The sequence below is a fragment of the Streptomyces sp. NPDC051561 genome (genome assembly GCF_044454195.1).
Taxonomy (GTDB): domain Bacteria; phylum Actinomycetota; class Actinomycetes; order Streptomycetales; family Streptomycetaceae; genus Streptomyces.
In genome coordinates, this window is record NZ_JBITDM010000008.1 from 88,408 (window position 1) to 115,175 (window position 26,768).

A 26,768-nucleotide genomic window follows, 5' to 3' on the forward strand; every position below is an offset into this window, starting at 1 on the left:
CCCCGCCGTCCTGTCGTTTCCCGTTCCGGCAGCCCGGACTTTCAGCCCGGGGCGGCTCAGAACTCGTCGGCTCCGTTGCGCAGTTCGGGAGTCCAGTACCCCGTCTTCGCGACGGCGTCGTCCACCGCGATGCCGCCCGCGATCCTGACGACCTTGCTGCCCTCGGCCGGGCCGTCGGCCGCGAAGAGGTTGACGTTGAAGGAGCTCACGGCGCGGTTCTCCTCGTCGCGGCCTCCGTTGTTGATGCGCACGGCGGCGTAGGCCGGGGCGCCGGCCTCCAGGACCACGGGGGTGCCGGGCTTGCTCTTGGGCACGGCCGGGACGTCCTTGGCGGTCTGGATGTCGCCGAACGCGAGCAGCGGGTACTTCACCAGGGTGCACGAGCGGCCCGAGGTGTTCTTGGCGGTCAGCGTGATGTGCGTGGTGGGCACCCCCTCCTGCTTCGCCGCGGTGATGCTCAGGTCGTTGACGGTGCAGGCGCGGGCCTTGCCCCCGGCCTTCTGCTGCGACTTGGCGCCGGTCTGCGTACCGGAGGTGGCCGCTCCGGAACCGGAGGTGCCGGAACCCGAGTCCCCGGAACCAGCGGTACCAGCACCGGAGGTACCGGAACCGGAGGTGCCCGCCTCTCCCTTGCCGCCCTCCGTGGCCTTGTCCCCCGACGCCGCCCCGGCGGCATCCTTCGGCGCCGAAGCGGGCGCGCCGCCCCCTTCGCTCCTGGTGCCGGTGCCGTCACCGCTGCACGCGGTCAGGGTCAGGGTGAGCGCGGCGAAAGCGGTCGCGGCGAGGACGACGGGGCGGCGGGTGGCAGTACGCATGTGGGGGCTCCCTGAAAGGTACGGAGTGGCTGAGGGGTGCGGAATTGGCTGCTGGATGCCCCGTGCAGGCATCCGGTCCTTTGTCAGACTCGGCCCCGGCCCTGCCGTTCCACTCACGTTCCACTAACGCTTCAGTTTTGCCCGTTCTGGCAGCTCAGGATGGGTTTTGGGTTGCTGCGGATGCCTCTCAGCCAATTCCGTTACGAGGCTGTGGCAAAGCCACTCACCGCCGTCCCCGTGCTTCCCCTCGCGGGTGGGCGCGCACAGCCCCACGCGGTGCACCCCTGGACCGGGCCGCGGGCCGGTCGCATGATGAGCGCGTACTTGAGGGAGGGGGTGGGCCGGTGCCGGCGAGTGGGGGCGAGTCGGTGCTGTCCCGCGCGGTGCGGATCTTCGAGGCGTTCACGGCGGAGGATCCCTCGCTGACGGTGTCCCAGGTGGCCCGGCGCAGCGGACTGCATCTGGCGACGGCGTCGCGGCTGGTGGCCGAGTTGGTGTCGTACGGCTTTCTGACCAGGGACCGTGACCGCCGGGTGCGGGTCGGGGTGCGCATGTGGGAGCTGGCGATGCGGGCCTCTCCGGTGCGGTCGTTGCGGGATGCGGCGATGCCGTTCATGGAGGGGGTGCACGACGTGGTGGGCCACCATGTGCAGTTGGCGGTCCTGGACGGGGAGGAGACGCTGTTCCTGGAGCGGCTGTCCGCGCCGGGTGCGGTCGTCAACTACAGCACGGTGGCAGGCAGGTTGCCGCTGCATCTGTCGTCGAGCGGGCTGGTGCTGCTCGCCCACGCGGAACCCGGACTGCGGGTCCGGGTGCTCGCCGGGCCGCTGCCCGGCCGCACCCCGCACAGCCCGACCCCCGCGGTGCGGCTGCGGCGGGTGCTGGCGGAGGTGCGCCGTCAGGGGTACGCCCTGTGCCCCGGCTATGTGCACGAGGACGCCCTGGCCGTGGCGGCTCCGGTGCGTGACGACCGGGGAGCCGTGGTGGCGGCGCTGTCGGTGATCGTCCCCAATGACGCGGCGGGCCCGTCCTGCGTGCCGGTGGTACGGGCCGCCGCTCGCGGCATCTCGCGGGCGCTGGCGGCGCCTGCCGCTCCCCGTTGACCCCGGCCTCTCACTGAGTGAGAACGCCGTCGCGGCGGGGCCCCTCCGCCGCACATCCTTCGGGCAGTCAACCCGAGGGTGGGAGGCACATGGTGACCGGCAGTGGTGATTCGACGGGTGGATCGACCGGCGGTCCGGTCCGAGATCCCGTCGGCGGTTCGGGCTCGTCCTCCCGTACGGGGTCCGAGGCGCGCCCCGGACCGGTGAACGCCGTGTCCCTGGTGGTCGCGGCCAAAGAACGGGCGGCCGACGGGGTCGTGGCACTGACCCTGGAGCATCCCGACGGGGCCCGGCTGCCGGACTGGACACCCGGTGCGCACATCGATCTGGTGCTGCCCGGCGACGGCGGTGTGCGGCAGTACTCGCTGTGCGGGGACCGCTGGGACGCGTACCGCTACCGCATCGCGGTGCTGCGCGAGCCGGGCGGGCGCGGCGGGTCGGCGTACGTCCACGACCGGCTGCGCCCCGGGGACCGGGTCGGCGTCGGCGGGCCGCGCAACCACTTCCCGCTGGTCCCCTCGGAGAAGTACCTCTTCGTCGCGGGCGGCATCGGCATCACTCCGCTGCTGCCGATGGTCCGGCAGGCGGAACTCCTGGGCACTGAATGGGAGTTGGTGTACGGCGGGCGCTCCCGTGACTCGATGGCCTTCGGTGCGGAGGTCGCCGCGTACGGGGAGAGGGTCCGCGTGGTGCCCCAGGACGAGTGCGGGCTGCTCGACCTCGCGGGCATGCTCGGGACGCCCCGGCCGGACACGAAGGTGTACTGCTGCGGTCCTGGCCCGCTGCTCGCGGCCGTGGAGGCTGCCTGTGCCGGCTGGCCCCGGTACGCGCTGCGCACCGAGCGGTTCACCGCCGAGCTCGCCCCGCCGGTGCGCGCCCGCCCCTTCGAGGTGGAGCTGCGCCGGTCCGGGCGCACCGTCACCGTCGATGCGGGCGTCTCCGTCCTTGAGGCGCTGCGCGACGCCGGGGCCGAGGTGCTGTCCTCCTGCGCGCAGGGCACCTGCGGCACCTGCCTGACCACGGTCCTCGAAGGCCGCCCCGACCACCGGGACTCCGTCCTCACCGACCACGAACGGGCCGCCGAGGACTGCCTGTTGCCGTGTGTGTCGCGCTCCCGCGACGACCGTCTCGTCCTCGACCTCTGACCACTCGCCCCGTGACCGCTCCCCCGTGAGGAGAGACCCCCGTGCCGCCCGAGACCGCGCACCGCCCCTCCCCCCTGCCCACCAGCGACGTCGATCCCTTCTCCGACGAGGTCCTGGCGCACCCCGACGCCCTGCACCAGGCCCTTCGCGAGGCCGGCCCGGTCGTCCACCTGACCAGGTACGACGTCTACGCGCTCCCCCGTTACCCGCAGGTGCACGCCGCGCTGACCGACTGGCAGCGCTTCCAGTCGGGCGCCGGGGTCGGGCTGAGCAACTTCCGCCACGAGAAGCCGTGGCGGCGCCCGAGCCTGCTGCTTGAGGCGGACCCCCCGCTGCACGACGCCCCGCGCCGCGTGCTGAGGGAACTGCTGGCGCCGCCCGCGCTGCGGCGCCTTCGCGAACAGTGGCTCTCCACTGCCGAGTCGCTCGTCGACGAGGTCCTGTCCCGGGGGCCGGAGTGCGACGCCTTCACCGCACTCGCGCAGGCCTTTCCGCTACGGGTGTTCCCCGACGCGGTCGGCCTCGGCCCGGACGGCAGGGAGAACCTCCTGCCGTACGGGAACATGGCCTTCAACGCGTTCGGTCCGGCCAATCACCTGGTGGCGGCGGACGCCGAACGCGGCCCGGGCTTCTCGGCCTGGGTGGACGCACAGTGCACCCGCGAGGCCCTGTCGGAGGACGGATTCGGGGCGCGGATCTGGGCGGCCGCCGATTGCGGCGAACTCACCTACGAGCAGGCCCCGTTGGTGGTGCGCTCGCTGCTGACCGCCGGGGTCGACACCACGGTGCACGGGCTGGGCGCCGTACTGTACGCCTTCGCCACTCACCCCGAGCAGTGGCACCTCCTGCGCGCGCGGCCGGAGTTGGTGCGGGTGGCGTTCGACGAGGCGGTGCGCTGGCAGTCGCCGGTGCAGATCTTCTTCCGTACCGCCACCGCCGAGGTGACGATCGCGGGGGCGCGGATACCGGAGGGCGCGAAGGTTCTGATGTTCCTCGGGTCCGCGAACCGCGATCCGGGCCGCTGGGACGACCCGGACCGCTTCGACCTCCGGCGGGATCCGTCCGGTCATGTCGGGTTCGGGATGGGCATCCATCAGTGCGTGGGCCAGCACGTGGCCCGGCTGGAGGCGGAGGCGCTGCTGTCCGTACTGGCCCGTCGCGTGCAGCGCATCGAGCGGGCCGGCACGCCGCAGCGCCACCTCAACAACACTATGCGGGCGTGGAGTTCCCTTCCGGTACGGCTGCACCCTGCGGGCTGAGAGCCGGTGCCTTGGCGGCGGGGCGCAGCAGCAGGAGGAGCAGGGCGGTCCCCGCGAAGATCGCACTGACCGTGAGATAGAGGTTCTGCGGGGTCCAGCCGTTGTCCAGGAGGCTGCCCGCGACGGTCGGCGCGAGGATCGCCCCGATGCGGCCGATCGCCAGGGCGCTGCCGAGGCCGGTGGCGCGGATCTCGGTGCCGTACGTCGCCGGGGTGAGCGCGTACAGACCGGCGACGCACCCGTTGGCGAACAGACCGATCACCGCGCCGAGGGTGAATGCCGCTCCCAGGGCGGAGGTGGACGCGATGAAGGCCGGGAGCAGGACGGCCGTGACGGTCAGATAGGCGATCAGGACGTTGCGCAGTGCGAAGCGGGCGGCGAGTGCGCCGAGGGCGGCGGCGCCGAAGATGCCGCCGAGGTTGAGCAGGGTACCGCCGGTGAGGCCCTGGGTTCCGGAGAGCCCGGCCTCGACCAGCAGGGTCGGGGTCCAGCTCGTCACGAAGTAGAAACCCGCCATGACCAGGAAGAACGCCAGCCAGAGCAGCAGTGTGGTGCGGCGCAGCGCCGGGGAGAGCAACTCGCGGAATCCGGCGCTGATTCCGGCCGGTGCGGCGGTCGGTTCGGGCAGGTGCTCCAGAGGCGGGCGGCCCATCCGGCGGGCCAGCACATTGATCCGTTCCAGTGCGCGGCGGGGCCTGCGGGTGGTGAGGAAGTCCACGGATTCGGGCAGCAGGAAGTAGGCGAGGGGAACGGTCAGGGCGGTGGCGATACCGCCGGTGAGGAAGACCGAGCGCCAGCCGTACGAGCCGGTCATGGCGACGGCGAGGAGACCCCCGAGGGTGGCGCCGATCGCGTAGCCGGTGGAGTTGAGGCTGACGGCGAGCCCACGCCAGCGGCGGTTGGCGTACTCCCCGGAGATGACGTTGCTGCCGGCCAGTACGCCACCGATGCCGATGCCGGTGAACACCCGCAGCGCGCCCAGCTGGACGGCGGACTGGCTGGCGGCCGAGAGCAGCATTCCGGTGGCGGCGACGGCCAGACAGCCCAGGATGACCGGCCGCCGGCCTATCCGGTCGGCCCACGGGGCGACGAACATCGCGCCCAGCGCCATGCCCACCAGTCCCGCGCTGAGCAGCAGCCCCAGCTGGGAGGGGCTGAGCCCCCACTGGGCTGAGACGGCCTTGCCGGTGAACGACATGACCAGGACGTCGAAGCCGTCGAGCATGTTGAGCAGGACGCACACCGCGACCGCACCCCACTGGAAGCGGCTCATCGGCCCGTCGTCGAGGGCGGCACGCAGGGAGGTCGGCTGCGCGGCGGAACGTCCCTCCGGGAGCCGGCTCACCGGCGGGTGGCGGGGCAGCGGGGACAGCGCGGCAGGACCATGGCAGCACTCCGTTGTGAACTGTCAGCGGTGGGTGGAGCGGGGGGCGCCCCATCGTCCGACCGGTCGGGGAGGGTCACCAGGTGCTTTCCCGGATGCCGGGAAAGATCTCTGGGCGGGTGTACGCCGCCGGTCCGAACGGGGTTCGGGCACGGGCCGGGTACGGACGCAGGTTCCTACGGAGCGACCATCGCCCGTGAGATCGCCCGCGCGCTGGTGCAGACGAGGCGGGCCAGGGCGTGTGGGGCGACCGTGCCGTGCCGGACCACCAGCGATACCGAGGCGATCACCGTGCCGTCGCTGCCGTGCACCGGGGCGGCCACCGATACGGCGTCCATGGTGACCTGTCGGTCGCTGACCGCATAGCCGTTGGTGCGGATCTCGGCGAGGATGCGGCGCAGTTCGCGGGGGTCTGTGAGGGTGCGGGGGGTGATGCGCTCGAAGGGTTCGGCCATCGCCTGTTCCTGCACCTCGGCGGGCGCGTGGGCGAGCAGGACCAGACCGACGCCGGTGGCGGTGAGGCGGAACCGGCCGCCCACCCGGGTCAGCACCGGGACCGCGCCGGTTCCCGCGATGCGTTCCACGAACACCGCCTCGGTGCCCTCGCGGACCGCGAACTGCACGTTCTCCCGGGTGATTTGGGACAGATCCTCCAGGAAGGGCAGCGCCCGCTCCCGGAGCCCCTGCCCGCGCGGCGCCAGCGAGCCGACCTCCCACAGCCTGAGCCCGACCCGGTAGTGCCCGCTGTCGTCGCGCTCCAGCGCACCCCAGGCGATCAGTTCGCCCAGCATGCGGTGGACCGTCGACACCGGCAGCCCGGCCCGCCGGGAGAGTTCGCTGAGCGTCATCCGGGGGCATTCGGCGGTGAACGCGCCGAGGATCTGGAGTGCCCGGCCCAGCACGGGGCCGGTGCCATGGCCGGTGCCGGTCCCACCGCCGTTGCCGCTGGGCCGCCGTGCGCGCATCCGATCCACCGGCGCTCCCCGCTGCTTCCCGTCCACCGACGGCAGCCTGGTCCGCCGTGCGGGTCAGTGTGCAGGACGGGAAACACCCACGTCGAGGCCCTGACGTCAGCCAATCCGGGTCAGCCGATCCGGGTCAGCCGATCCGGGTCACCCGATCCGGGTCAGCCGATCCAGGTCAGCCGATCCAGGTCAGCCGATCCGTGCCAGCCCCTTCGCGTCCCGGCGCGCCGTCCCCCGCGAGATGCGCAACGGGTCGAAGTCGGGGGTGCGCGCCGGAAGTCGTGCCGGGTCGGCCAGGACCGTTCCGGCGCAGACCTCGGAGAGCAGTGGCCGTTCCAGGATCCGTCCGGCCGCCGAGATGCCGCTGAGCGCGGTACCGAGGATGCCCGCACCGAAGCTGGAGTTGGCGCCGACCGCGTACAGGCCCCGGACGCCGGTGCGGATGCTGGGCCGGCGGCCGTGCCCGCCCCAGTCGTCGAAGCCGTACGGGGTGCCCGAACCTCCTTGGATGTAACGGTGGTTGGTGTGCGCGGTGGCAGTCTCCAGATGGGTGAGATGCGACCGGAACGGGCCCAGGACGCCTTCTGCGATGTCCACCAGGGAGTCTTGCAGCCGGGTCTTGGCGCGCGCGTAGCCGGGGTCGCGGCGGTAGCGCCCCGGCGGCGCTTCGAGGGGTGGGACCAGTGTCATGACCTGGAAGTTGCTGTGTCCGGCCGGGCAGACGCTGCGGCTTCGGGGGTCCTTGAGGGAGCCGAAGGAGAGGAAGGCGAAGGTGGGGTCGGCGCCGCTCAGGGCCTGGGTGTAGGCGGCTTCGACGTCGGTGTGGGCCCACCACCAGATGTTGGTGTTGGGCAGGTCGAGCGGGCGGTCGAGGGCGATGTACGCGGTGGCGACGGCGGCCCGCATGGTGGCCTGCCGGGTGCGTTCCACGACGGTCGGGGAGAAGCCGCGACCTGCGCAGAGTTCGAGGACGGTACGCCGGTAGTCCGCGTTGGACACGACCAGCGGGGCGTGGACCTGCGTGCCGTCCGCGAGCCGCACCCCGGTGGCCCTGCGGTCCTCGGTGACCAGGATCCGCTCGACCGGGCACCGGGTGCGGACCCGGCCGCCGTACGTCTCGATGACCTCGACCAGGGTGGCGACCATCGTCTGCCCGGAGCCGACGGGGGCGTACGCGCCTCGGAGGTAGTGGTCGAGCATGGTGGCGTGGGTGGAGTTGAGGGTGGTGGAGGGTGGGGTTCCGTAGTTGCCGGACTGGGCGGCGATCAGTGTGCGGGCGGTCGGTGAGAGTCCGCAGTGGCCGAAGAGCTCGCCGAGGGTGCGGCCGCCCCAGGTCATGAAGGCGGTGGACAGGGGGGCGCGGCCGCTGCCCGGAGGGGTGGTCATGCCGCTGCGCAGATCGGCGGCGATGGTACGCAACACCCGGACACAGCGCGCGAGTTGCGCCGCCTCGGCGGGCAGCGCCGCACTCAGCCTGCCGAGGTACGCGTCCCAGCCGGCCGGCACGTCCACCGTCGCGCCGGGCACCACGATCCGGTCGAAGCCGTCCGGGTCGAGGGGGCGGAAGGCGACCCGGTCGGGGCCGATACCGAGGCCGGAGAGGATGGCGGGCAGCAGTCCGTCCGGGCCGCAGTCGCCGACGTAGTGCATGCCGACGTCGAACTCGTAGGCGCGGCGGCGGCGGAAGACCTGGGCGTTGCCGCCGGTCACATCGTGCTGTTCGGCGAGCAGGACCCGCTTTCCGGCGACGGCGAGATAGGCGGCGCAGACCAGGCCGCCGATGCCACCGCCGACGATCACCGCGTCGTACGAGTCGTACGGGCCGTGGGAGCCGAGGGAGCAGTCGGAGTCGTGGGCGCCGGTGGGGCCGGTCGCCGGGTGGGGATCAGAGTGCAAGGCCACCGTGCACCTCCAGGACGCTTCCGGTGAGGTAGGAGGCCCGGTCGGAGACCAGGAAGGCGGTGAGGTCGGCGACCTCCTCGGCGGTGCCGAAGCGCCGCAGCGCGACCGATGCGAGGAGGCGGTCGCGGTCGCGGGCCGGGAGGGTGCCGGTCATGTCGGTCTCGATGAGTCCGGGGGCGACCGCGTTGGCGCGGATGCCGTGCGGGCCGACCTCCTTGGCGAGCGCCTTGGTGAAGCCGATGATTCCGGCTTTGGCGGCGCTGTAGTTGGTCTGGCCCGCGTTGCCGTGGACTCCGGCGACCGAGGAGAGGGTGACCACGCAGCCGGTGCGGCGCTTGAGCATGGGGAAGACGGCGGCGCGGCAGGTGTGGAAGACGCCGTCCAGGTTGGTGTCGATGACCTGGTGCCAGTCGTCGTCGGACATCAGGGCCAGTGGGCGGTCGCGGGTGATTCCGGCGTTGGCGACGAGCGCGCCCACGGGCCCGAGTTCGCCCTCGGTGCGCAGCACCCATTCCTTGGCCTCGGCGGGGTTCGACACATCCGCGCGCACCGCCCGCACCCGTACCCCGTACTCGCCCGCCCGCTTCTCCACCCGGCGGGCGGCCTCCTCGTCGGCGCGGTAGCAGAATCCGACGTCCCAGCCGTCCTGGGCGAGCCGCTGCACCACGGCCGCGCCGATGCCCCGGGAGCCGCCACTGACCAGGGCGACCTTGGTGTTCTCGTTGCTCATCGGCGGGGTTCCTCTCCTGATGCCTCTCCCCTGCGTCCCATGCGAAGGACGGCGGCGGCCACCAGCCCCTGGCCGTCCACCGAGGTGATCACCGCGTGTGCTCCGGGGGCCCGTGCGGCGGAGGCGAGTACGGCGGCGAGCTGGAGGGCGCCGGAAGCGGCACCGGTGTCGCCCAGCAGAGTTCCCAGCTCCGGGAGTTGTTCCCGGGCCTGCCGGGGGAAGAGCACGTTCAGGGCCCGGGTCTCCGCCGGGTCGAGGCCGGATCCGGTGGCCGCCCACACATCGCCGGCGGCGACCTGGGCCTGGGCCAGTGCCTCGCTCACGGTTTCGCGTACCGTCTGCGCCTGATCGCCACCGTCGGGTGTGCGGCGGGTGTGTACGGCGCGCACGGTTGCCAACGGCGTTACGGGGCCGGGCAGTTCGTCGGAGGTGAGCCGCACCACGGCGGCCCCCTCGCCGAGCAGTGAAGGAGCCCCGTCCCTGCTGCGGGCCTCCAGCCAGGCGCGGGCCGTCGAGTACTCCTCGGCTCCGCCGCACAGCACAGTGCGGGCCCGCCCCGCGCGCAGCAGCCTTCGGGCGTAGAGCAGTCCGAGGAGGGTGGCGGCGCGGCCGCCGGCGAGGGTGGTGTTGGGGCCCTGGATGCGGTGGCGGATGGCGCACTGGGCGGCGGCGCAGTTCATCACGCTGTTGGGGATGACGCCGGGTTCGACGTCGTAGGGGCGCTCTCCGGTGAGGGAGGAGCGGGTGAAGTCCGTCATGGACTGCACGCTGCCGGTGGTGGTGCCGAGGACGAGTGCGGTGTCGGGTCCGGTTTCGGTGCGTCCGTCCGCGAGGACCGCGCCGACGGCGGTGACGGCGAGTGCGGTGAGCCGGTCCATGTCGCGGGTGCCCTTGCGGCCGAGTACGGCGCGGGGTTCGAAGTCCGGTACCAGGCAGCCGAGTTGACCCGCTTCTCCGGGGACGCGGGTGGCGGTGGCCTTTCGCTCCCGTACCCCGGTGGTGAAGTCGGCGGCGGCGTGCCCGTAGGGGGAGAGCGCCGACCAGGCGGTGATGTTCATCGGCGGGGCCCTTCGCTGAGGAGGTCGCGCGGGGTGTCGTAACGCCCCAGCACGACCGCCGCGTTGTTCCCGCCGAAGGCGAGTCCGTTGTTCTGGACGATGCGCAGATCGGCGTCGACCGCCTGGTTGGGTACGCAGTCGACGGCACATTCGGGGTCGGTGGTGCGGTGGTTGATGGTCGGCGGGACGAAGCGGTGGGTGAGGGCCAGGCAGCAGGCGATGGCGCCGAGTGCGCTGGCGGCGCCCATGGTGTGGCCGAGCATCGACTTGAGGGAGATGGTGCGGGGCGGGCGCTCGCCGTAGACCTGGCGGACGGCGCGGCACTCGGTGACGTCGTTGGCCTTGGTTCCGGTGCCGTGTGCGGAGATCAGGTCCACCTCTTCCGCCTTCACCCCGGCGTCGTCCAGGGCGAGTTGGAGGCATCGGGCGACGCTGTCCTCCTGTGGGGCGACGGGGTGGTGGGCATCGCAGTTGAGTCCGTAGCCGAGTACTTCGGCGTAGATCCGGGCGCCTCTGGCCTGCGCCGATTCGAGGCTTTCCAGCAGGAGTATCCCGGCGCCTTCGCCGGTGAGGATGCCTTGGCGGTGGGTGTCGAAGGGGCGGCAGCAGTCGGGGGCGATGGTGCCGAGGCGGTAGAACGCGGCGAAGGTCTTGCGGCAGAAGGCGTCCGCTCCCCCGCACAGCGCGATGTCGGCGTCACCGTGCCGGATGGCGTCCAGGCCGTTGCCGAGGGAGTAGTTGCCGGCCGAACAGGCGGTGCCGATGGTGAGGATCTCGGCGTCGGTCAGGCCCAGTTCACGGGCGGCGGCGATGCCCAGCCGGGCGGCCGGGATGCGGCGGGCGGCCTGCCCGGTGACGGCGGCGGGCCCGCCGTGCAGATGGGCCTCGGTGATCCGGTCCAGGTCGTAGGACTCGCCGTCGGTGGTGCCGACCGAGATCTGGCACCGTACGCCGCGCAGGTCGTCCTCGGTGAGCCCGGCGTCCTCGACCGCCATCCGGGCGGCGGCCGCCGAGAACTGGGAGGCGCGTCCGTAGGCGTCGGGGTCGATACGCCGCAGCAGCCGGGCGGGGTCGAAGTCGGGGACCTGGCAGCCGTTGGCGTGGGCGAAGCCGGTGGTGTCGAAGGCGGTGATGGGGCGCACTCCGCTGCGCCCGGCACGCAGTCCGGCGGTGAAGTCGGCGGTGCCGGTGCCGATTCCGGAGAGGACCCCGAGTCCGGTGACGACGACGCGCCGAGGTTGGCGAGTGCCCGACGGTGGCCTGGTGAGAAGGGTGTTGTTCATGGCGGCGGCTACCAGCCCGCCGTCTCGGCCAGGACCTGCCGCACGCCGGCGAGGCTGGCCATGCGGGGCATCTCGTGCTGGTCGATGGTGACCCTGAACTCTTTCTCCAGGGCGGCCAGTACGCCGATGAGGGCCAGCGAGTCCGCACCGTGCTCCTCGACGAACCGGTCCCGTTCGCCGATCTCGTCGGGCTCGATCTCCAGCCGGTCGCACACGATCTCGGTGATCCGGCTCTGCCGGTCGTCCAGGGCCTCCTCGCCAGGGGTCTGCTCGCCAGGGGTCTGCTCGTCAAGGGTGGGCTCGACGACGAGGTGAACATCGAGGGTACGCATGGCTGTTGGGGCTCTCTTCTCTCGAAGTGGCATTTCTCGAAGGGGCATGGAGGGACGGGCGTCCGGCGGTCGGCATCGGGCGCTGGGTCCGGCCGCCGGATCAGTGCGCGGCGGCGGCCAGGCGGCGGGTGGATCTCCAGTCCCGCAGGCCGACTTCGTCCCGTACGGCGGCGCAGGCGTCCAGGATCCGGTCCAGGTCGGCGTCGGTGAGTTCGCTGTGCACGGACAGCCGCTGGACGCAGCGCCTGGCGGGCACCGAGGGCGGGACGAAGGCAGCACCGAACACACCCCGGGCGTCCAGGGCCTGTTGGAGGCGGCGCACTCCCGGTTCGGTACCGGGCTGGAGCGGGATGATCTGGCTCTCGCTGGGGGCGATGTGGTAGCCGAGCGCGGTGAGTCCTTCGCGCAGACGCCGGCTGTGCCGCTCCAGACGCGCCCTGCGATCGTCGGCCGTGGTGAGGACCCTGAGCGCGGCGGCCAGGCCCGCCACGTCGTGCGGCAGCAGGGTGGAGCTGAAGACCGCACCGAGGGAGTGGTACGGGAGGTAGTCCGCGACCTCCTCGGCGCAGGCGACCAGCCCGGCGCGGCCCGCGAAGGCCTTGGCGAGGCTGGCGGTGCGGTAGGCGACCCGGTCGGTGAGGCCGAGTGCGGCGACCAGTCCGGCGCCCCGGTGGCCGAGGACCCCGAGGGTGTGGGATTCGTCGGCGATGAGCTCGCTGCCGGTGCGGTGGGCGACGGCGGTGAGTTCGAGGAGCGGGCAGAGGTCGCCGGTGACGCTGTAGAGCGTGTCGAAGGCGATCAGCCCGGGGCCGTGGTGGCGGATGGAACGTTCGAGGTGCTCGGTGTCGTTGTGGGCGAAGGGGCGGGCGACGGCGCGGGCTGCGGCGATGCCCTCCCAGAGGGAGGCGTGGGCCAGTTCGTCGACGTACACCGGGGCGCCTGGTGGGCAAATGGCCGGGATGAGGCCGGTGTTGGCGGCCCAGCCGGACTGGCAGAGCATGACCGCCGGTGCGGTGAGCCAGTCGGCGAGGGAAGCTTCGAGGTGGCGCAGGGGGTCGGTGTCGCCGGTGAATACCCCTGACATCAGGGCGCCGTTGCCCTGTTCGCGCAGGCTGCGCACCTGAGCGTCGAGCACGGCGGGGTGTCCGCCGACGGCCAGGTAGTCGTTGGACATGAGCGTGAGATCGGTGCTCCTCGGGGTGGCCCGGCCCCGGTAGAGGGGGCCGCCCCAGCTCGCCCGGCGGACCTGCCAAGCCTTCAACCGCTCCGCCAGGAAGGAGAGTTCGCCGGACACCACACCTCGCACAGATAGACGGGTCCACTGAATGCGGGCCATGACCGGTACGAGTGCATGGGCCGCGCAGTGGTTGACGTGACCGGCAAGACTTTAGGTGCGAAAGAGATTTACCACGCAACAAGGAATCTCTCGGACATATGTCCAAATCGGCAGCGGATTCAAGATCGTTGCAGCTCAGGACGCCGACTGCAGAATCGATTCTGGAGACCAGGCCCCCAGGACTTCACCCCCTTGGATGCGCCGGGGAATCCCTTCGGGGGATTCCCCTCCAAAGCATGTGCAAGGCATCGCCTTCGGGTGTTCGTCCAAGCTTTTCGCATCTGCGACGGCAATTCGCACACATCTTTGCAGGTGCGCCCGAAAGTGGCTTATCTTGCCGCACATGCAGTCCTACACAATCGGCCAGGCCGCCCGCCTGCTCGGCGTCAGCCCGGACACCGCACGCCGCTGGGCGGACGCGGGCCGGCTCGCGACCCATCGCGACGACAGCGGTCGCCGTCTCGTCGACGGCCGCGCCCTGGCCGCCTTCTCGGTCGAGGTCGCCCAGAGCGCGCAGAACGGCACCGGCGAGGAAGACACCCCGTACACCTCGGCCCGCAACGCCTTTCCCGGCATCGTCACCGCGGTCAAGCTCGGCGACGTGGCCGCGCAGGTGGAGATCCAGGCGGGCCCGCACCGGCTCGTCTCGCTCCTCACCCGGGAGGCCGTCGAGGAGCTGGGCCTGGAGGTGGGTATGCAGGCCACCGCCCGCGTGAAATCCACCAGCGTGCACATCGACCGCACCTGACCCTCCGATTCCACCCCCAGCAGCACTGCGACACCCCGCACCACAGCACCCCCTGCACAGCGACATGCCCTGTGCAGCTGTTCCACCTCGCACAGCTTTCCTGCCTGGCTAGGAGTTGTCCCTGATGAAGATCACCGCCGTTGGGCGCCGCAGTGCCGTCGCCGCCGTGACCGTTGCCCTGCTCGCCCCGCTCGCCGCCTGCGGAGGTGAGGAGGGGACGAAGAAGACGGCCGGCTCCACGCCCGGGGCCAAGCTGACGGTGCTCGCCGCCGCCTCGCTCACCGATGTCTTCAAGAAGGCGGGCACGGCGTACGAGAAGAAGCATCCCGGCACCGAGGTCGTCTTCTCCTTCGGGGGCTCCCAGGAGCTGGCCGCCCAGGTCAAGCAGGGCTCCCCCGCCGACGCTCTGGTCACCGCCGACACCAAGACCATGGACGGGCTGGGGTCCGACACCGGTACGCCCACCGTCATCGCCAAGAACCGCCTGGTCATCGCCACCGGCGAGGGCAACCCGAAGAAGATCGCCACCCTGAAGGACCTCGCGGGCAAGGACCTCAAGGTGGTGCTGGCGGCCCCCGAGGTGCCGGTCGGCCGGTACAGCAAGAAGATCCTCGACGCCCAGCAGGTCGCCGTGAAGCCGGTCTCCCAGGAGCCCAACGTCCGCGCCGTCCTCAGCAAGGTCGAGCTGGGCGAGGCCGACGCGGGCCTCGTCTACAGGACCGACGCGTCCACCGCCACCGACAAGGTCGACGCCATCGACATCCCGGACGCGCAGAACGCGGTCGCGTCCTATCCGGCGGCCACCCTCAGGACCACCGGGAACGAGAAGGCCGCGGCCGAGTTCGTGAAGTGGCTGTCCGGGCCAGAGGCGCAGAAGATCCTCCGGGCCGCGGGCTTCCAGCAACCGTGACCGGCCGGGACTCACCGGCTGCCGCGCGCCGGGATCCCACCGACTGCCGCGCGCCGGGGCCCGTCCGCCCCGGCGCGCGGTGTACGACGTACCTCCGCGGACGTATCGGAGTGGACGCCGGCAGCCTCCGTCGCCGCCTCCGCACGTCCGACGAATCCAGGAACCGCCCATGACGCTCACCCGCACCCGCGCCCCCCTCGCCCTGGCGATTCCGGCCCTGTTGGCCGTGGCGTTCCTGCTGCTGCCGCTGATCGGGATCCTCACCCGCACGTCCTGGGGGGAGCTGGGCACACATCTGACGAGCCCGGAGGTCGTCGAGGCGCTCAAGCTGTCGCTGTTCGTGTCGTTCTGGGCGCTCGGGCTCTCCCTGCTGCTCGGGGTGCCACTGGCGTGGCTGCTGGCGCGGACGGAGTTTCCCGGCAAGGCGTTCGTGCGGTCGCTGGTGCTGCTGCCGATGGTGTTGCCGCCGACGGTGGGCGGGGTGGCACTGCTGCTGGCGTTCGGGCGGCGGGGAGTGCTCGGGCCGTGGCTGGAGAACACCTTCGGCATCACGCTGCCCTTCCACACCACGGGCGCCATCGTGGCGGCGACCTTCGTCGCCATGCCGTTCCTGGTGATCAGCCTGGAGGGGGCACTGGGCGGGCTGCGTCCGCGGTACGAGGAGACGGCGGCCTCGCTGGGTGCTTCACCGGTACGGGTGTTCCTCACCGTCACCCTCCCGATGGTCGCCCCCGGGCTGATCGCCGGGGCGGCGCTCACCTGGGCCAGGGCGCTGGGCGAGTTCGGCGCCACCATCACCTTCGCGGGCAACCTGCCCGGCACCACGCAGACCCTGCCGCTCCAGGTCTACCTCCTCCTCCAGGAGAAGCCGGAGGCGGCGACCTCCGTCTCCCTGCTGCTGCTCGCCATAGCGATGGCCGTGCTGATCGGGCTGCGCGGACGGTGGACAGGTACGCCGCGGGCCGCGCCCCCGCGCAAGGCCGCCGCACCGGAACCGGAGCCCCGGACCGACGCCGCTCCCCCGGCCCCCCTCTCCGCCGGCCGGTGGCCGCTGCACACCCGGGTCACCGGCTTCAACCGCCTCGTCCTGGACGCCGAAGCGGGCACCACCATCGCCGTCGTCGGCCCCAACGGCGCGGGCAAGACCACCCTGCTGCGCGCCCTTCTCGGCCTCACCTCCCGTGCCCGCGCCACCCCGCTCCTCCTCGACGGCACCGACGTCTCCGGCCTCCCCCCGCACCGGCGCCAGGTTGCCTGGGTGCCCCAGGACGGGGCCCTCTTCCCGCATCTGAGCGCACTGGGCAACACCGCGTACGGGCTGCGCGCCCGGGGTGTGCCGCGCGCCGAGGCCCGGCGCAGCGCTCAGGAGTGGCTGGACCGCCTCCAAGTGGGCGCACTGGCGCACCGTAAACCCGCCGAGGTCTCCGGCGGCCAGGCCCAGCGCATCGCCCTGGCCAGGGCGTTGGCCTCGCGTCCCCGCCTGCTCCTCCTCGACGAACCGCTGTCCGCACTCGACCAGACGACCAGGGCCCGGGTCCGGCACACCCTGCGCGCGCACCTCGCGGACTTCGGCGGGGTCTGTCTGATCGTCACCCACGACCCCGTCGAGGCGGTGTCGCTGGCCGACCGCATCCTGGTCCTCGACGAGGGCGACGTCCTCCAGGACGCCCCGCCCGCCGAGGTCGCCCGCCACCCCCGCTCACCGTGGGTGGCCCGGATGCTCGGCCGCAACGCCTGGCCCGCGACCGTATCCGCCGGCGGACTGCAACTCCACGGAGGGGGTCTCCTGGTCGTTGCCGACGCACCCTGCGCCGGAACCGAGGCGCTCGCCATCATCGCCCCCGAGGCGGTCTCGGTGCACCGGGAGCGGCCCGGCGGCAGCCCCCGTAACGTCTGGCCGGGAACGGTTCGCGAGGTCACCTCCAGCGGCAGCCGGCTGCGCCTGCTGATCTCCTCCGAGGAGGCCCCGGACCTGGTCGCCGAGGTCACGCCGCAGGCGGCCGCGGAACTGGGGCTGGTCGACGGGGCGCCGGTGTGGACGAGCGTGAAGGCGACCGAGGTGACGGTGGTGGCGCTCTAGGGGCCCGCGGTCGGTTGCTGTGGATGCGGGCGATGAGATGAGTGGCGATGAGTTCGGGGCGTCCCTCCGGTCTATCTGTGCAGCGGTGCTTTCGCACCGGCACGACGAGCGAAGGAGATTCCGATGTTCGACCTCGCACCGCAACAGCCCGCAGGCAAGGTCCTCCTGCACTTCAGCATGTCGCTGGACGGATTCGTGGCGGCCCCGGACGACGACGTGAACTGGCTGACCGGGATCACCGGCCGCGACGGCGTGGAAGAGGAGTACATCGCGACCACCGGTGCGGTCCTGGGCGGGCGGAAGGGCTGGGACCGCGCCCCGGGCGCCCGGCCGTACAGCGAGGACTGGAAGGGCGAGATCTTCGTCCTCACCCACCACCCCGAGGACGCCACGCCCGCCCCTGGCGTCACCTTCCTCAACTGCGACGTCGCCGAGGCCGTACGCATCGGCCTGGAGGCGGCCAAGGGCAGGAACCTCGAAGTCCACTCCCCGACGATCGGCCGCCAGCTGCTGGAACGCGGCCTGATCGACGAGATCGACCTGCACATCGCACCCGTCCTGCTCGGCGACGGCATCCGGCTCTTCGACAACCCCGGCGGCCTGCCGATCCGGCTGCGGCACGCCCAGGGCTCGCAGCCCCGCGCCGAGATCGATGTCCGCTACCACTTCGTCGCGGAGGCGTAGGAGCCGCGCGCTCGGCTAGACGAGCAGTGTCGCCACCTGGTCGGTGGCCCCCACCAGCCACGCGGGTTCGCCGTGGGCGCGGCCCCAGTGGGCGGCGATGACCGCGCGGGTCTGGGCCCAGCGGCGGGCCCGTTCGCGGTCGATCCCGGCCGCCTCGGCGAAGACGGCCAGGCTGCGCAGCAGCGCGACCTTCGGGTCGGCGGCGGCGAGCAGGTGGCGGGCGTTGCCCCGGAGCACGGTGAGGGAGTCGTACGCCGGGTCGCCGACGTAGCCCTTGGGGTCGATGGCCAGCCAGGTGGTGGTGTCGGCCGCACGGGCGCTGCGCAGCACATTGGTGAAGTGCAGGTCGCCGTGGACGAGGGTGCCGGGCTGGTCGGGGCCGAGTTCGTCCAGCGTGGCGAGGGCGGCGCCGACGACGTACGACGGCAGGGGGTCGGGCAGCCGGTCGGCGTCCTTGCGGAGCCGGTCGGCCCACTCTTCCGTCCGGTCACTCAGCCGGGGCAGGCCGGGTGGCGCGGGGACGGCGAGCCGGCGGGCGAGCAGGCCCGCCCGGACGACTCCCCATTCGGGGTCGGGGTGGTGGGCGAGGGAGGCGGGTCCCGCCCGTTCCAGCAGCATCGCGTAGTGGGCGTCGTCGCGTCGCAGGAGGGTGACGGCGCCCTGTCCGGCCCAGACGGCGAGGGCGTCGGGCTCGTGGTCGTTGCCCGGGTGGGGAAAGGAGATCTTGAGGACCGCGTCGCCCTGTGCGTCCCGGACGGGGAGGACGAGACCCACCTGGCCGTGGGTGGCCGGGTGGGTGGGGCGGCAGTTCCAGCGGTCCAGGAGCTCTTCGGTCAGTCCGGGCACAGTGGCCAGCCAGGCCCGGCCGGCCTCACCCTCGCGTGCGACGGTGAGCTGCGCGAACGCCTCGGGGACCGCGATCAACGGGCGTCCAGGAAGCGGTGCAGCGACCCGGACAGGGCGGTGGCGAAGGCGTCGCGGGCCCGGTCGTCGGGGAGGCGGTCCAGGGAGAGGTAGGGGTTGAGGTCCTCCAGCTCGACGAGGAGGAGTTCACCGTCCTGGGTGCGGCAGGCGTCGACGCGCTGGATGCCGTGGTCGAGGGTGTTCCAGTCGATGAAGCGGCCGGCGAAGTCCAGGTCCGCGTCGGTGGGTTCGTAGGGGACGAGTTCCCAGCGGCGGTCTGGGTCCGGGGCGTACAGGGCGTACTGGAAGGCGTCGTCGATGTAGGTGAAGGAGACCTCGTAGCGGAAGTCGACGCGTGGCTGGACCAGCAGGTCGCCGTAGGTCAGCTCCGCGAGACGCGGGTACGGGAGGAACTCCAGGCCGACCGAGTCCGCGCCGGTCCTGGGCTTGACCGCGTACAGCTCGCCGGCGGGCAGCGTGCCGAGGTCCTCGGGCCGGTCGACGGTGGGGATGACCGGGTGGCCGGAGGCGGTGAGGTCGAGGAGGTACTGCTTGCCCGCCATGTCGCCGCGTCCGTGCAGCGGGTTGTAGACGGGGGTGCCGTCGCGCAGGGCCCGGGCGCGGAACGCCTCGTACTCCCGCGGGTAGTGCAGTACGGGCCCGCTGTTGCGCACCACCACCGCGTCGAAGCCGCCCATCAGCCGGGCCGCGTCGAGCGGGTGGCACAGGGCGATGTCGAAGTCCTGGCGCAGCCTGGAGGAGAGGTGGATGTCCTCGTCGCAGTACCGGCGGCCACGGGCCTGGTATCCGAGGTCGCTGACGTACAGAAGTCGGGGGCGGGCGGTCACGGCGGGGCTCCTCGGCTGGCGGAGGTTCACCCTAACGGGGTGGCCGGGAGCTCTCGGGGGCAGGCCCGCGACAATGGCTGCTGGGAGGGGTTTGACCTTCCCCCTGGGGCAAGGCCCAGCATCGGTGGGGCCGGGCGGTGCGCCCGGTGCGAGAGGGAAGAGTGCGGGGGTGGGAGCCGTGGGACTGCTGACCATCGGGGCGTTCGCGAGGGCGTCCCGGCTGTCCCCGAAGGCGCTGCGTCTGTACGACGAGCTGGGGCTGCTGCCGCCCGCCCGTGTGGATCCGGTCAGCGGCTACCGCTTCTACGCCCCCGAGCAGTTGGAGCGGGCCAGGCTGGTGGCCTGGCTGCGCAGGCTCGGGATGCCACTGGCCCGTATCCGGCACGTTTGCGCGCTGGACGCCGCCGGTGCGGCCGGGGAGGTGCGGGCGTACTGGTCGCGGGTCGAGTCCGAGACCGCCGCCCGCCGCGACCTCGCGTCCTTCCTGATCGGTCACTTGGCACGGGAGGAATCCGTCATGACCACCGCAACTCCGCTGGAGATCCGTTACGCCGCGCTGTCCGACGCCGGTCTGGTACGGGAGAGCAATCAGGACACCGCCCATGCCGGCGGTCGGCTGTTCGCCGTCGCCGACGGGTTCGGGGCGGCGGGGGCGCCCGCCGGGGCCGCCGCCGTGGACGTACTCAAGCAGTGGGAGACGGAGGGTGTTCCGGCGGGCGATCTGCTCAATGCCCTGGAGGAGGCGGTGGAGCGGGCGCGCCGGGCGGTGCACGGGGTGGCCGGGGACGGGGCCGGGAGCGGGGGTCAGGACCACGGGGCGGGCACCACGCTCACCGCGATGCTGTGGACGGGGTCGCAGCTGGCACTGGTGCACATCGGGGACTCGCGCGCCTATCTGCTCCGTGGCGGCGGCCTGTTCCAGATCACCCACGACCACACCATGGTGCAGGCGATGGTCGACGAGGGCCGCCTCACCCCGGCCGAGGCCGCGTCGCACCCTCAACGGGCTCTGCTTGCGAGGGCGTTGACCATAGCCGGCGAGACCTCCGTGGCCGCCGACACCCGGTTGCAGGACGTGCTGCCCGGGGACCGCTATCTGCTGTGCTCGGACGGCCTGTCCGCGGTGGTGGCGACCGGGGAGATCCGCGAGGTGCTCACGTCCGTCGAGGACCCGGAGGCGGCGGTGCACGCCCTGGTGGCCCGGGCGAACGCCGCCGGCGGGCCCGACAACGTCAGCTGTGTGCTCGCCGACGTGCGCCATTCGGGGAGTTGAGGCGCCGGGAATCACCCGTGGGAGGGAAAGCGCGTGACCGTGCGTCGCGGCGGACGCCAAGGTCTCGGGTGGCGGGGATGAGTTCGGCGCTCGGCGCCGTGTTCCCCCCGGCCCCTCTCTTCCGCGGTGTTCTCTGCCGCGTCACTCGACAAGGAGTTCTGCCATGCGCGTTCAGCGCCTTCTGCCGGCCGTCATCGGTGCGGTCGCCCTGTTCCTCGGTACGGCCACGGGCGCGTCCGCGCTTCCCGGGGCGTCGGGGGCGGTCATGAATCCGTGCGGGTTCTACAAGACCGGCAGTGACGCCTTCTACCACCACTGCACCTCGGACGGCTCGCGCGTCGTCATCAAGGTCGAGGTCAACTTCGGCCCCGACTACGAGCGCTGTGTGGCGCCGGGCGAGACGTGGCTGGGCTCCGCGAGCAGGATCGGCGGGGCGTACTACGCGGGTCGCACCTGCTGATCCCGTACGGGACGGGCTCCCCGGCGGTTCACGCCCGTCCGAGTACGACGCCCCGGCCCGCGTAGAAGCGGCCCAGGTCGCTCCAGCGGACCGGGGCGAACTCCTGCGAGTGGCCGGGGAACCCGGACGGGTTGTGCACGAGCAGGGCCTCGGGCGTCGCGCCGACGGCGAGCACCAGGTGGCCGCCCCGGCGCGGCGGGTCCCCTCCGTCCGGCTCGCGCACCGAGGGGTGCACGGAGAGCATCAGCAGGTGCCCCTCGGCGATGAGCCCGGGGATCTCGGCGGCGGGAAGGCCGGGGCGGCACTCCGCGGTGAGCGGCCAGTTCGCCTCGACGTACCGGGTGAACGGGGCGTAGATCAGCCCGTCGAGCCCGCCGTCCTCCCGGCGTACGTAGGCCCCCGCCCGTTCGCACCCGGCGGCCAGCTCCATGGCCGTGGGCACGGTCAGCCCCCAGTGGGCGAGGCTCATCCGCAGACAGGCCACCCCGCACAGCCGCCATGACCACCACGCGTATTCCTCGGGCGAGGAGGCGCCGTACTCACGCCACAACGGGTCCTCGGCGGCCTGCAGTTCACCGGCGAGGATCGCGGGGACCAGCTCGCGCGAGGCCCACTGGGAGTGGTAGGGCACGGGGTGGACGGTCGCGGGGGCGGTGCTGTTCACGGGGGCGGGGCTGTTCAGTGGCGCGGTGCTGTTCACGGGCATGGGTCCGCATTCTGCTACGCCGGTCGGTGCGGGCCGTGCCCGGGTCGCGGCGCCCGTCGGCCTCGGAGGCTCCGGGGTTCAGAGGCAGGCGCTCAGCCCAGGAGGGCGTCGCTCAGCAGGTGGACCGATTCCTGCTCCCGGGGGTCGGTGCGGGCGACGACGCAGTGGACCGCCTCGTCGCCGGTGACCGGCATGTGCGGGGTGTCGGCAGGGATGAACACCATGTCGCCGGGGCCGAGTTCGTCACTGGCGGCGAGGCCTTCGCCGTGGTGGATGCGGTGGCGTCCGCTGATGATGTAGATCGCCGATTCATGGCCCGCGTGGACGTGCGGTTCGCCGCGGGTGTGCGGCGGTATCCGCACCTCGTGCAGGCAGAGCGCCTTGGTGTCGACGGTTTCCGCGGAGACACCCTGGGTGAAGATGCCGCCCTGGACGCCCTGGTAGCCCTCGTCGGTGCGGCGCAGCACCACGGCGTTGGGCACCACCGCCCCTGCCGGCGGCGCGTCCGCCGCGGACAGCGCCTGCTCCCGGTCCCGCACTCCGGCGCCGACCCGGAACTCATTGCCCGCGGGGTCCGCGAGAAGTGCCCAGCCGTTCGTCCGGGTCTCGTCCACGAGGGTGGCGCCGAGGCCGGTCAGTCGCCGGACCTCCGCGTCGCGGGTCCCCTCGGGCCGGAGGCTGAGGAGCACCCCGTTGCGCTCGGACTTCTTCTCCTCGCTCCGTACGAACATCAGGACCGGCTGCCCCGCGTCCTCCACCAGGGCCACCGTGTCGTCGCCCGGCGCGTCCAGCATGTCGACCGATCTGCCCAGCGCCTCGCTCCAGAACTCGGCGATCTCGTACGGCTCGTACGGTTCGGGGCAGCCGAAGGTGATGTGCTGAACCACGGACGTCACTGGGGGCACTCCTCGCCACGGGTGTCTCGGAATTCCCGGCGGACTGTACGCGCACACAGGGTGCACCTGCGCATCGTTCGCACACTTGTGCCGAAAAGCATCGTCCGGTTCCGGCTGCCCCCGGACTACCCCCGGGCGCCCGCCGTGCTGTGCTGCGACGAAAGCGGGGAGGTGGTCCTGGTGCGGTGGGCGAGACGTGCGGTGCGGGTGGGGACGTCGACGGTGTAGGCGTCCACGGTCATCGCCCCCTCGGAGGCCTTGAGCACCATGAAGCCGTGGTCCGAGAAGTTCTGCCAGGTGGCAGGGTGGCTGGAATGCGCCCGTCCGTCACCGGACTTGGAAGCGGCGCCGCAGACGATCTGCCGGGTTCCGGCGGTGCGTGCGGTGGGCTCCAGGAGCTGGAGGGTGTGGTCGTGGCCGGAGAGGATCAGGTCGGCCCGCCCGCACACCACCTCTTCGTACAGCTCCTTGAGGTGGATGCCGCGGGTGTAGTGGCCGATGAGGAAGCCGTCGTACGTACCGGCGCTGCCGTGCTTCCCGTTGTTGAGGTACGGGTGGTGGCCGAGGACCACCTTCCAGCGGGCCCGGGAGTCGGCGAGCGCGCCGTCGAGCCACTCGCGCTGGGCGCGCATGTAGGGGCCGTTCCACTGGTAGTGCGGGTCGAGCTGGGTGACGGTGGAGGCGACCGGGTTGGTGTCGAGGGCGAAGAACTCGACGAGGGGTTCGGCGCCTCCGGCGGGCAGGGCCGCACGGTAGTAGCGGCTCGGCATGTACCAGCGGCGGGAGGATCTGGCGTAGCTCACCTCGCGGTCGCCGCGCGAGGGGTCGCCGCCGCTGCCGGGGATCAGACCGGAGCAGTCGTGGTTGCCGAGGACCATCAGCCAGGGGATGTCGATCCCGGTGTTGGGCTCCTCGAACTTGGTGTGGAACTCCGAGTCGTGGTCGGACTCGGGGCCGCTCTCGTAGATGTTGTCGCCGAGTCCGACGGCCAGGCCGATGCCCTCGGTCCGGCAGATCTCACGGGCAGCGGCGGCCACGGCGTGCTGGGCCTCCTCGCCCGTTCCCGCGTCACCGGTGATCAGGACGCTGAACTCGCCTTCCGCGTTGGGGTGTTGGGGGAGGGGGAACTTCTCCGCGTCCGCGGTCCGCTCCCTCGGGGTACGCGCGCCCCGCGCCTCGGCGGTGCCGCCCCCGGGAAGCACCGCGAGCGCGGCCCCGGCCACCGCCCCGCCGAGCAGGGCCCGCCTGCGGACCGCGCTCATGGCCCCCACCCGTTCGCCCACCGGCCCTTGGGACAGCTCGGGTTCGGCCCGCAGCCACTGCTCTTCGGTCATGTCCGCCAGGGGCGGGATCAGGTCGTCGTCGCACATGGATGCGTTCTCCCACACCGGAGCGGTAGGTCGGGCGACGAAAGGGCGAACACCGGGCGGAGGTGTGGGGGTGACTTTGTGCGCGTCGGACGTCGCGCACCACGCGGGGATCCAGCACCACGTGGGGATCAACACCACTCGGGGATCAACACCTCGCGGGGATCAGTCGTCGCGCTCGAAGCAGTGCCAGCGGCCGATGACGTCGAAGCCGCGGCGGACGTACCAGTGGCGCGGCCAGTCGGCTTCGTCGGCGATCAGGAACCGGGTGTCGCAGCCCGCCTCCGCGGCCATCCGCAGGGCGGTGGCCACCACCGCGTCGGCGTGGCCACGGCGCAGGTGGGCCTCGGCGGTGGCCAGTTCCTCGATCTGGGCGATGCCCTCGGCCGGGTCCAGATACAGGTCGGCCCAGGAGGCGACCTCGCCCGTCTCCGTACGGGAGGCGAGGAAGTGGACGGTGTCGGCGCCCCTGCGGCGGGACTCCCGGCGCTCCACGAGCTGGTGGATATCCTCGTCACCGACGTCCGGCAAAAAGCCCCGGAGGCTGTCGGTGAGCGGCCCCCGGAGGTCGTCGAGACCGACCACTTCCGCCCGCCTCGCGAGGTCGCCGCCCGGGAGCGGCCCGGTGTGCAGCATGGTCAGATCCACGGAGTGCTCGTACCCGGCCCGGACCATGGGTGCCACACACGCGGCGCCGGCCTCGTCGTCGTACAGGTAGAGGGTCCGGTGCCGCAGTCCGCCGAGCACCTTTTCGGCGAACGCGGGCAGCGCCTCGGGGTCCTCGACCGCACCGGGCAGCACGAGGTGGTTGTCGCCGTGGGAGGCGGGGAACTCGTCGTCGAACACGGCGAATCCGCCGGGGACCTCGGTGACGCGGCCCGCCCGGCGGCGGTCGAAGGCCACCAGGAAGGAGCGGATACGGGACGACTCGGGATGCGTCATGGTGCGAGCCTATGCAGCGCGGGCGCCGGTCACCTTGGGTTTTCCGGGACCCGCCCACCACCTCGGGGCCGCCCATGGGAAAACGCGCAGGCCCGGCAACTCACCGCCAGGACGCGGGAGTTCATTCCGCACCGATGACTTTCCCGGCCGCCCGGGGTCTTACTTGTAGCGCCGCATCAGCACGCCCGGTACTCGACGGAAGGACCAGCCGCCATGCCCACTCCCTCCTCCCACGACCTTCCCGTCCGCGGCGGGAACCTGCACTACGAGGTGCGCGGCACCGGACCGCTGCTGCTCGTGCTGGGCTCCCCCATGGACGCCGCGGCCTTCACCCCCTTCGCCGAGGCACTGGCCGGTGACCGCACGGTCGTCACCTACGACCCGCGCGGCATCTCCGCCAGCACCCTCGACGACCCCACCGAGGACTCCACCCCCGCGCTGCGGGCGGACGACGTCGCCGCACTCCTGGACGCACTGGGCGCCGAGTCGCCGGTCGATGTGTTCGGCAGCAGCGGCGGCGCGGTCACCGGACTCGCTCTGGCGGAACGGCATCCGGCCCGGGTGCGGACGCTGGTCGCCCACGAGCCGCCGCTGCTCACGCTGCTGCCGGACGCCGAGGCCCGGCACGCCCAGGTGGACGACATGGTGGCGACCTACCAGCGGGACGGGAGGGGTGCGGCCTGGCTGAAGTTCATGACCTTCGTCGGGTTCGTGAAGGAGGGGGAGGAAGGTGCGCCGGTGCCGCAGCCGGACGAGCCGTCGCCACGGGACCGTGCCAACACCGAACGCTTCTTCGTCCACGAGATGCACGGCACCACCCGCTACCGGCCCGACATCGCCGCCCTGACCGCCGGCCCCGCCCGGATCGTGGTCGGCATCGGCGCCGCCTCCGGCCATCTGCTGACCCACGACACCTCCGTGGCACTGGCCGGACAGCTGGGGACGCAGCCCGTCGAGTTCCCGGGCGACCACGGTGGATTCCTGGGCGAGACCGAGGAGTTCGCCGAGGTGCTGCGCAAGGTGCTCACCGGCTGACGCGGTGATGCCGGAGGGGCCTAGGGGGCCGTCCGCGCGCTCCGCGCCTCCGGGTGGCCCGGGGCGAGGAAGACGATGACGTTGCCGCCGTCCGCACCGGGTACGGGCTCGACCTCGTGCCAGCCGCAGCGCCGGTAGAAGGACACGGCCCCGGTGGCCTTGCGGTCCGTGAGGAGCCAGGCGCGCCCGCCGGGGGCCGCGTCCTTCAGGATCGCTTCCAGCAGAGTGCGGCCGAGGCCGGTGCGGCGGGCCCGTTCCCGTACGGCCAGCTCGTCGACCCGGAAGGCACCGCCGAGAAGGGCGGCCACCCTCGGGCCCAGCTGCGAGGCGACCCGCCCGTAGGAGCGTTCGGCAGGGAAGGGGTCCGGGGTGGTCCAGCCGGTGGTGAAACCGTCGGCTCCGGTGTCCGCGGAGGCGACGACCGCACGGAATCCGGGGCGCAGGCGGTCGGCGTCGAGCCGGGCCGCGTAGTCCTCGACCGCTTCGGGCCCCTCGTTCCAGGGCGGGGCGGTGAAGACCTCGCCGTACACCTCGATCAACTCGCTCGCCACGTCCGCCACTTCAGGCCCATAGGTATGCATGCCAAAACCGTACCCAGAACTTT

At 72.3% G+C, this 26,768-nt stretch carries 26 protein-coding genes; 10 read left to right on the forward strand and 16 right to left on the reverse strand.

The features are described from left to right. Nucleotides 1–56: 56 nt before the first annotated feature. Complete coding sequence (locus ACIA73_RS19795) at nt 57–815, reverse strand: DUF4232 domain-containing protein (RefSeq protein ID WP_399439886.1); 759 nt, start codon at nt 813–815, stop codon at nt 57–59. Nucleotides 816–1,159: 344 nt separating this feature from the next. On the opposite strand from ACIA73_RS19795, the gene ACIA73_RS19800 reads away from it, so the two are divergent. The 3 genes from ACIA73_RS19800 (at nt 1,160) to ACIA73_RS19810 (ending at nt 4,322) form a co-directional block, all read left to right on the forward strand. Continuing rightward, nucleotides 1,160–1,918 (forward strand): IclR family transcriptional regulator, encoded by a 759-nt coding sequence (locus ACIA73_RS19800; RefSeq protein WP_399439887.1) that lies wholly within the window; start codon nt 1,160–1,162, stop codon nt 1,916–1,918. An 89-nt stretch (nt 1,919–2,007) separates the two neighbouring features. Further along, nucleotides 2,008–3,063, forward strand: coding sequence for a PDR/VanB family oxidoreductase (locus ACIA73_RS19805; protein WP_399439888.1), 1,056 nt, complete (start codon nt 2,008–2,010; stop codon nt 3,061–3,063). Between the two features lie 41 nt (nt 3,064–3,104). Continuing rightward, entirely contained in the window at nt 3,105–4,322 is a 1,218-nt protein-coding gene (locus tag ACIA73_RS19810) for a cytochrome P450 (RefSeq protein ID WP_399439889.1), read from the forward strand. On the opposite strand, the gene ACIA73_RS19815 is transcribed toward ACIA73_RS19810, so the two are convergent. The 8 genes from ACIA73_RS19815 to cqsA all read right to left on the reverse strand — a co-directional run bounded on the left by ACIA73_RS19815 (nt 4,273) and on the right by cqsA (nt 13,270). Beyond that, complete coding sequence (locus ACIA73_RS19815) at nt 4,273–5,667, reverse strand: MFS transporter (RefSeq protein WP_399439890.1); 1,395 nt, start codon at nt 5,665–5,667, stop codon at nt 4,273–4,275. The genes ACIA73_RS19810 and ACIA73_RS19815 overlap by 50 nt on opposite strands. A 215-nt stretch (nt 5,668–5,882) precedes the next feature. Beyond that, nucleotides 5,883–6,707, reverse strand: coding sequence for an IclR family transcriptional regulator (locus ACIA73_RS19820; RefSeq protein WP_399439891.1), 825 nt, complete (start codon nt 6,705–6,707; stop codon nt 5,883–5,885). A gap of 153 nt (nt 6,708–6,860) precedes the next feature. Next, nucleotides 6,861–8,567, reverse strand: coding sequence for a phytoene desaturase family protein (locus tag ACIA73_RS19825; protein ID WP_399439892.1), 1,707 nt, complete (start codon nt 8,565–8,567; stop codon nt 6,861–6,863). After that, complete coding sequence (locus ACIA73_RS19830) at nt 8,557–9,303, reverse strand: SDR family oxidoreductase (protein ID WP_399439894.1); 747 nt, start codon at nt 9,301–9,303, stop codon at nt 8,557–8,559. The genes ACIA73_RS19825 and ACIA73_RS19830 overlap by 11 nt, the downstream gene beginning before the upstream one ends. Beyond that, nucleotides 9,300–10,361 carry a beta-ketoacyl synthase N-terminal-like domain-containing protein gene (locus tag ACIA73_RS19835; protein ID WP_399439895.1) on the reverse strand — a complete coding sequence of 354 codons (1,062 nt, stop codon included), beginning with the start codon at nt 10,359–10,361 and terminating at the stop codon, nt 9,300–9,302. Before ACIA73_RS19835 ends, ACIA73_RS19830 begins: the two co-directional genes overlap by 4 nt. Next, complete coding sequence (locus ACIA73_RS19840; protein ID WP_399439896.1) at nt 10,358–11,644, reverse strand: beta-ketoacyl-[acyl-carrier-protein] synthase family protein; 1,287 nt, start codon at nt 11,642–11,644, stop codon at nt 10,358–10,360. The genes ACIA73_RS19835 and ACIA73_RS19840 overlap by 4 nt, the downstream gene beginning before the upstream one ends. An 8-nt stretch (nt 11,645–11,652) precedes the next feature. Continuing rightward, nucleotides 11,653–11,976, reverse strand: a complete 324-nt coding sequence (locus ACIA73_RS19845) for an acyl carrier protein (RefSeq protein ID WP_399439897.1) — start codon at nt 11,974–11,976, stop codon at nt 11,653–11,655. Between the two features lie 100 nt (nt 11,977–12,076). Next, complete coding sequence (gene cqsA / locus ACIA73_RS19850; protein WP_399439898.1) at nt 12,077–13,270, reverse strand: alpha-hydroxyketone-type quorum-sensing autoinducer synthase; 1,194 nt, start codon at nt 13,268–13,270, stop codon at nt 12,077–12,079. 385 nt (nt 13,271–13,655) lie between these two features. Between cqsA and ACIA73_RS19855 the strand changes: the two genes are divergently transcribed. From ACIA73_RS19855 to ACIA73_RS19870, 4 genes are all read left to right on the forward strand, one after another. Continuing rightward, nucleotides 13,656–14,060: a molybdopterin-binding protein gene (locus ACIA73_RS19855; protein ID WP_399439899.1), complete on the forward strand. Its 405-nt coding sequence runs from the start codon at nt 13,656–13,658 to the stop codon at nt 14,058–14,060. Nucleotides 14,061–14,184: 124 nt separating this feature from the next. Then, nucleotides 14,185–14,970: a molybdate ABC transporter substrate-binding protein gene (modA, locus tag ACIA73_RS19860; protein WP_399439900.1), complete on the forward strand. Its 786-nt coding sequence runs from the start codon at nt 14,185–14,187 to the stop codon at nt 14,968–14,970. A gap of 169 nt (nt 14,971–15,139) precedes the next feature. Next, nucleotides 15,140–17,050 carry an ABC transporter permease gene (locus tag ACIA73_RS19865; protein ID WP_399439901.1) on the forward strand — a complete coding sequence of 637 codons (1,911 nt, stop codon included), beginning with the start codon at nt 15,140–15,142 and terminating at the stop codon, nt 17,048–17,050. Between the two features lie 123 nt (nt 17,051–17,173). Then, nucleotides 17,174–17,734 (forward strand): dihydrofolate reductase family protein, encoded by a 561-nt coding sequence (locus ACIA73_RS19870; RefSeq protein WP_399439902.1) that lies wholly within the window; start codon nt 17,174–17,176, stop codon nt 17,732–17,734. A 15-nt stretch (nt 17,735–17,749) separates the two neighbouring features. On the opposite strand, the gene ACIA73_RS19875 is transcribed toward ACIA73_RS19870, so the two are convergent. Further along, nucleotides 17,750–18,658 (reverse strand): aminoglycoside phosphotransferase family protein, encoded by a 909-nt coding sequence (locus ACIA73_RS19875; RefSeq protein ID WP_399439903.1) that lies wholly within the window; start codon nt 18,656–18,658, stop codon nt 17,750–17,752. After that, the gene (locus ACIA73_RS19880) at nt 18,655–19,485 is read right to left on the reverse strand and encodes a hypothetical protein (RefSeq protein ID WP_399439904.1); all 831 of its coding nucleotides are present in this window, start codon (nt 19,483–19,485) and stop codon (nt 18,655–18,657) included. Before ACIA73_RS19880 ends, ACIA73_RS19875 begins: the two co-directional genes overlap by 4 nt. 178 nt (nt 19,486–19,663) lie before the next feature. Between ACIA73_RS19880 and ACIA73_RS19885 the strand changes: the two genes are divergently transcribed. Together ACIA73_RS19885 and ACIA73_RS19890 are read left to right on the forward strand one after the other, a co-directional pair. Then, entirely contained in the window at nt 19,664–20,758 is a 1,095-nt protein-coding gene (locus ACIA73_RS19885) for a MerR family transcriptional regulator (RefSeq protein WP_399439905.1), read from the forward strand. A 163-nt stretch (nt 20,759–20,921) separates the two neighbouring features. Then, nucleotides 20,922–21,218, forward strand: coding sequence for a DUF6355 family natural product biosynthesis protein (locus ACIA73_RS19890; protein ID WP_399439906.1), 297 nt, complete (start codon nt 20,922–20,924; stop codon nt 21,216–21,218). A 28-nt stretch (nt 21,219–21,246) separates the two neighbouring features. Here the strand turns inward: ACIA73_RS19890 and ACIA73_RS19895 are convergent, their stop codons facing one another. The 4 genes from ACIA73_RS19895 to ACIA73_RS19910 form a co-directional block, all read right to left on the reverse strand. After that, on the reverse strand, nt 21,247–21,924 hold the full coding sequence (locus ACIA73_RS19895) for a hypothetical protein (protein ID WP_399439907.1): 678 nt from the start codon (nt 21,922–21,924) through the stop codon (nt 21,247–21,249). Nucleotides 21,925–22,016: 92 nt separating this feature from the next. Continuing rightward, nucleotides 22,017–22,820: a VOC family protein gene (locus ACIA73_RS19900; protein WP_399439908.1), complete on the reverse strand. Its 804-nt coding sequence runs from the start codon at nt 22,818–22,820 to the stop codon at nt 22,017–22,019. Nucleotides 22,821–22,945: 125 nt separating this feature from the next. After that, nucleotides 22,946–24,190 (reverse strand): metallophosphoesterase, encoded by a 1,245-nt coding sequence (locus ACIA73_RS19905; protein ID WP_399439909.1) that lies wholly within the window; start codon nt 24,188–24,190, stop codon nt 22,946–22,948. Nucleotides 24,191–24,352: 162 nt separating this feature from the next. Next, the gene (locus ACIA73_RS19910; RefSeq protein WP_399439910.1) at nt 24,353–25,129 is read right to left on the reverse strand and encodes a GNAT family N-acetyltransferase; all 777 of its coding nucleotides are present in this window, start codon (nt 25,127–25,129) and stop codon (nt 24,353–24,355) included. Nucleotides 25,130–25,342: 213 nt separating this feature from the next. Between ACIA73_RS19910 and ACIA73_RS19915 the strand changes: the two genes are divergently transcribed. After that, nucleotides 25,343–26,164 (forward strand): alpha/beta fold hydrolase, encoded by an 822-nt coding sequence (locus ACIA73_RS19915; RefSeq protein ID WP_399439911.1) that lies wholly within the window; start codon nt 25,343–25,345, stop codon nt 26,162–26,164. A gap of 20 nt (nt 26,165–26,184) precedes the next feature. Here the strand turns inward: ACIA73_RS19915 and ACIA73_RS19920 are convergent, their stop codons facing one another. Next, nucleotides 26,185–26,745 (reverse strand): GNAT family N-acetyltransferase, encoded by a 561-nt coding sequence (locus ACIA73_RS19920; RefSeq protein WP_399439912.1) that lies wholly within the window; start codon nt 26,743–26,745, stop codon nt 26,185–26,187. Nucleotides 26,746–26,768 lie beyond the last annotated feature (23 nt).

Bases quoted from the DNA above. Each gene is read 5' to 3' on its own strand.
- ACIA73_RS19795 (WP_399439886.1), bottom strand. From the start codon at position 815: ATGCGTACTGCCACCCGCCGCCCCGTCGTCCTCGCCGCGACCGCTTTC.
- ACIA73_RS19805 (WP_399439888.1), top strand. From the start codon at position 2,008: ATGGTGACCGGCAGTGGTGATTCGACGGGTGGATCGACCGGCGGTCCG.
- ACIA73_RS19830 (WP_399439894.1), bottom strand. From the start codon at position 9,303: ATGAGCAACGAGAACACCAAGGTCGCCCTGGTCAGTGGCGGCTCCCGG.
- ACIA73_RS19835 (WP_399439895.1), bottom strand. From the start codon at position 10,361: ATGAACATCACCGCCTGGTCGGCGCTCTCCCCCTACGGGCACGCCGCC.
- ACIA73_RS19840 (WP_399439896.1), bottom strand. From the start codon at position 11,644: ATGAACAACACCCTTCTCACCAGGCCACCGTCGGGCACTCGCCAACCT.
- ACIA73_RS19845 (WP_399439897.1), bottom strand. From the start codon at position 11,976: ATGCGTACCCTCGATGTTCACCTCGTCGTCGAGCCCACCCTTGACGAG.
- ACIA73_RS19855 (WP_399439899.1), top strand. From the start codon at position 13,656: ATGCAGTCCTACACAATCGGCCAGGCCGCCCGCCTGCTCGGCGTCAGC.
- modA (WP_399439900.1), top strand. From the start codon at position 14,185: ATGAAGATCACCGCCGTTGGGCGCCGCAGTGCCGTCGCCGCCGTGACC.
- ACIA73_RS19865 (WP_399439901.1), top strand. From the start codon at position 15,140: ATGACGCTCACCCGCACCCGCGCCCCCCTCGCCCTGGCGATTCCGGCC.
- ACIA73_RS19870 (WP_399439902.1), top strand. From the start codon at position 17,174: ATGTTCGACCTCGCACCGCAACAGCCCGCAGGCAAGGTCCTCCTGCAC.
- ACIA73_RS19890 (WP_399439906.1), top strand. From the start codon at position 20,922: ATGCGCGTTCAGCGCCTTCTGCCGGCCGTCATCGGTGCGGTCGCCCTG.
- ACIA73_RS19895 (WP_399439907.1), bottom strand. From the start codon at position 21,924: ATGCCCGTGAACAGCACCGCGCCACTGAACAGCCCCGCCCCCGTGAAC.
- ACIA73_RS19905 (WP_399439909.1), bottom strand. From the start codon at position 24,190: ATGTGCGACGACGACCTGATCCCGCCCCTGGCGGACATGACCGAAGAG.
- ACIA73_RS19910 (WP_399439910.1), bottom strand. From the start codon at position 25,129: ATGACGCATCCCGAGTCGTCCCGTATCCGCTCCTTCCTGGTGGCCTTC.
- ACIA73_RS19915 (WP_399439911.1), top strand. From the start codon at position 25,343: ATGCCCACTCCCTCCTCCCACGACCTTCCCGTCCGCGGCGGGAACCTG.
- ACIA73_RS19920 (WP_399439912.1), bottom strand. From the start codon at position 26,745: ATGCATACCTATGGGCCTGAAGTGGCGGACGTGGCGAGCGAGTTGATC.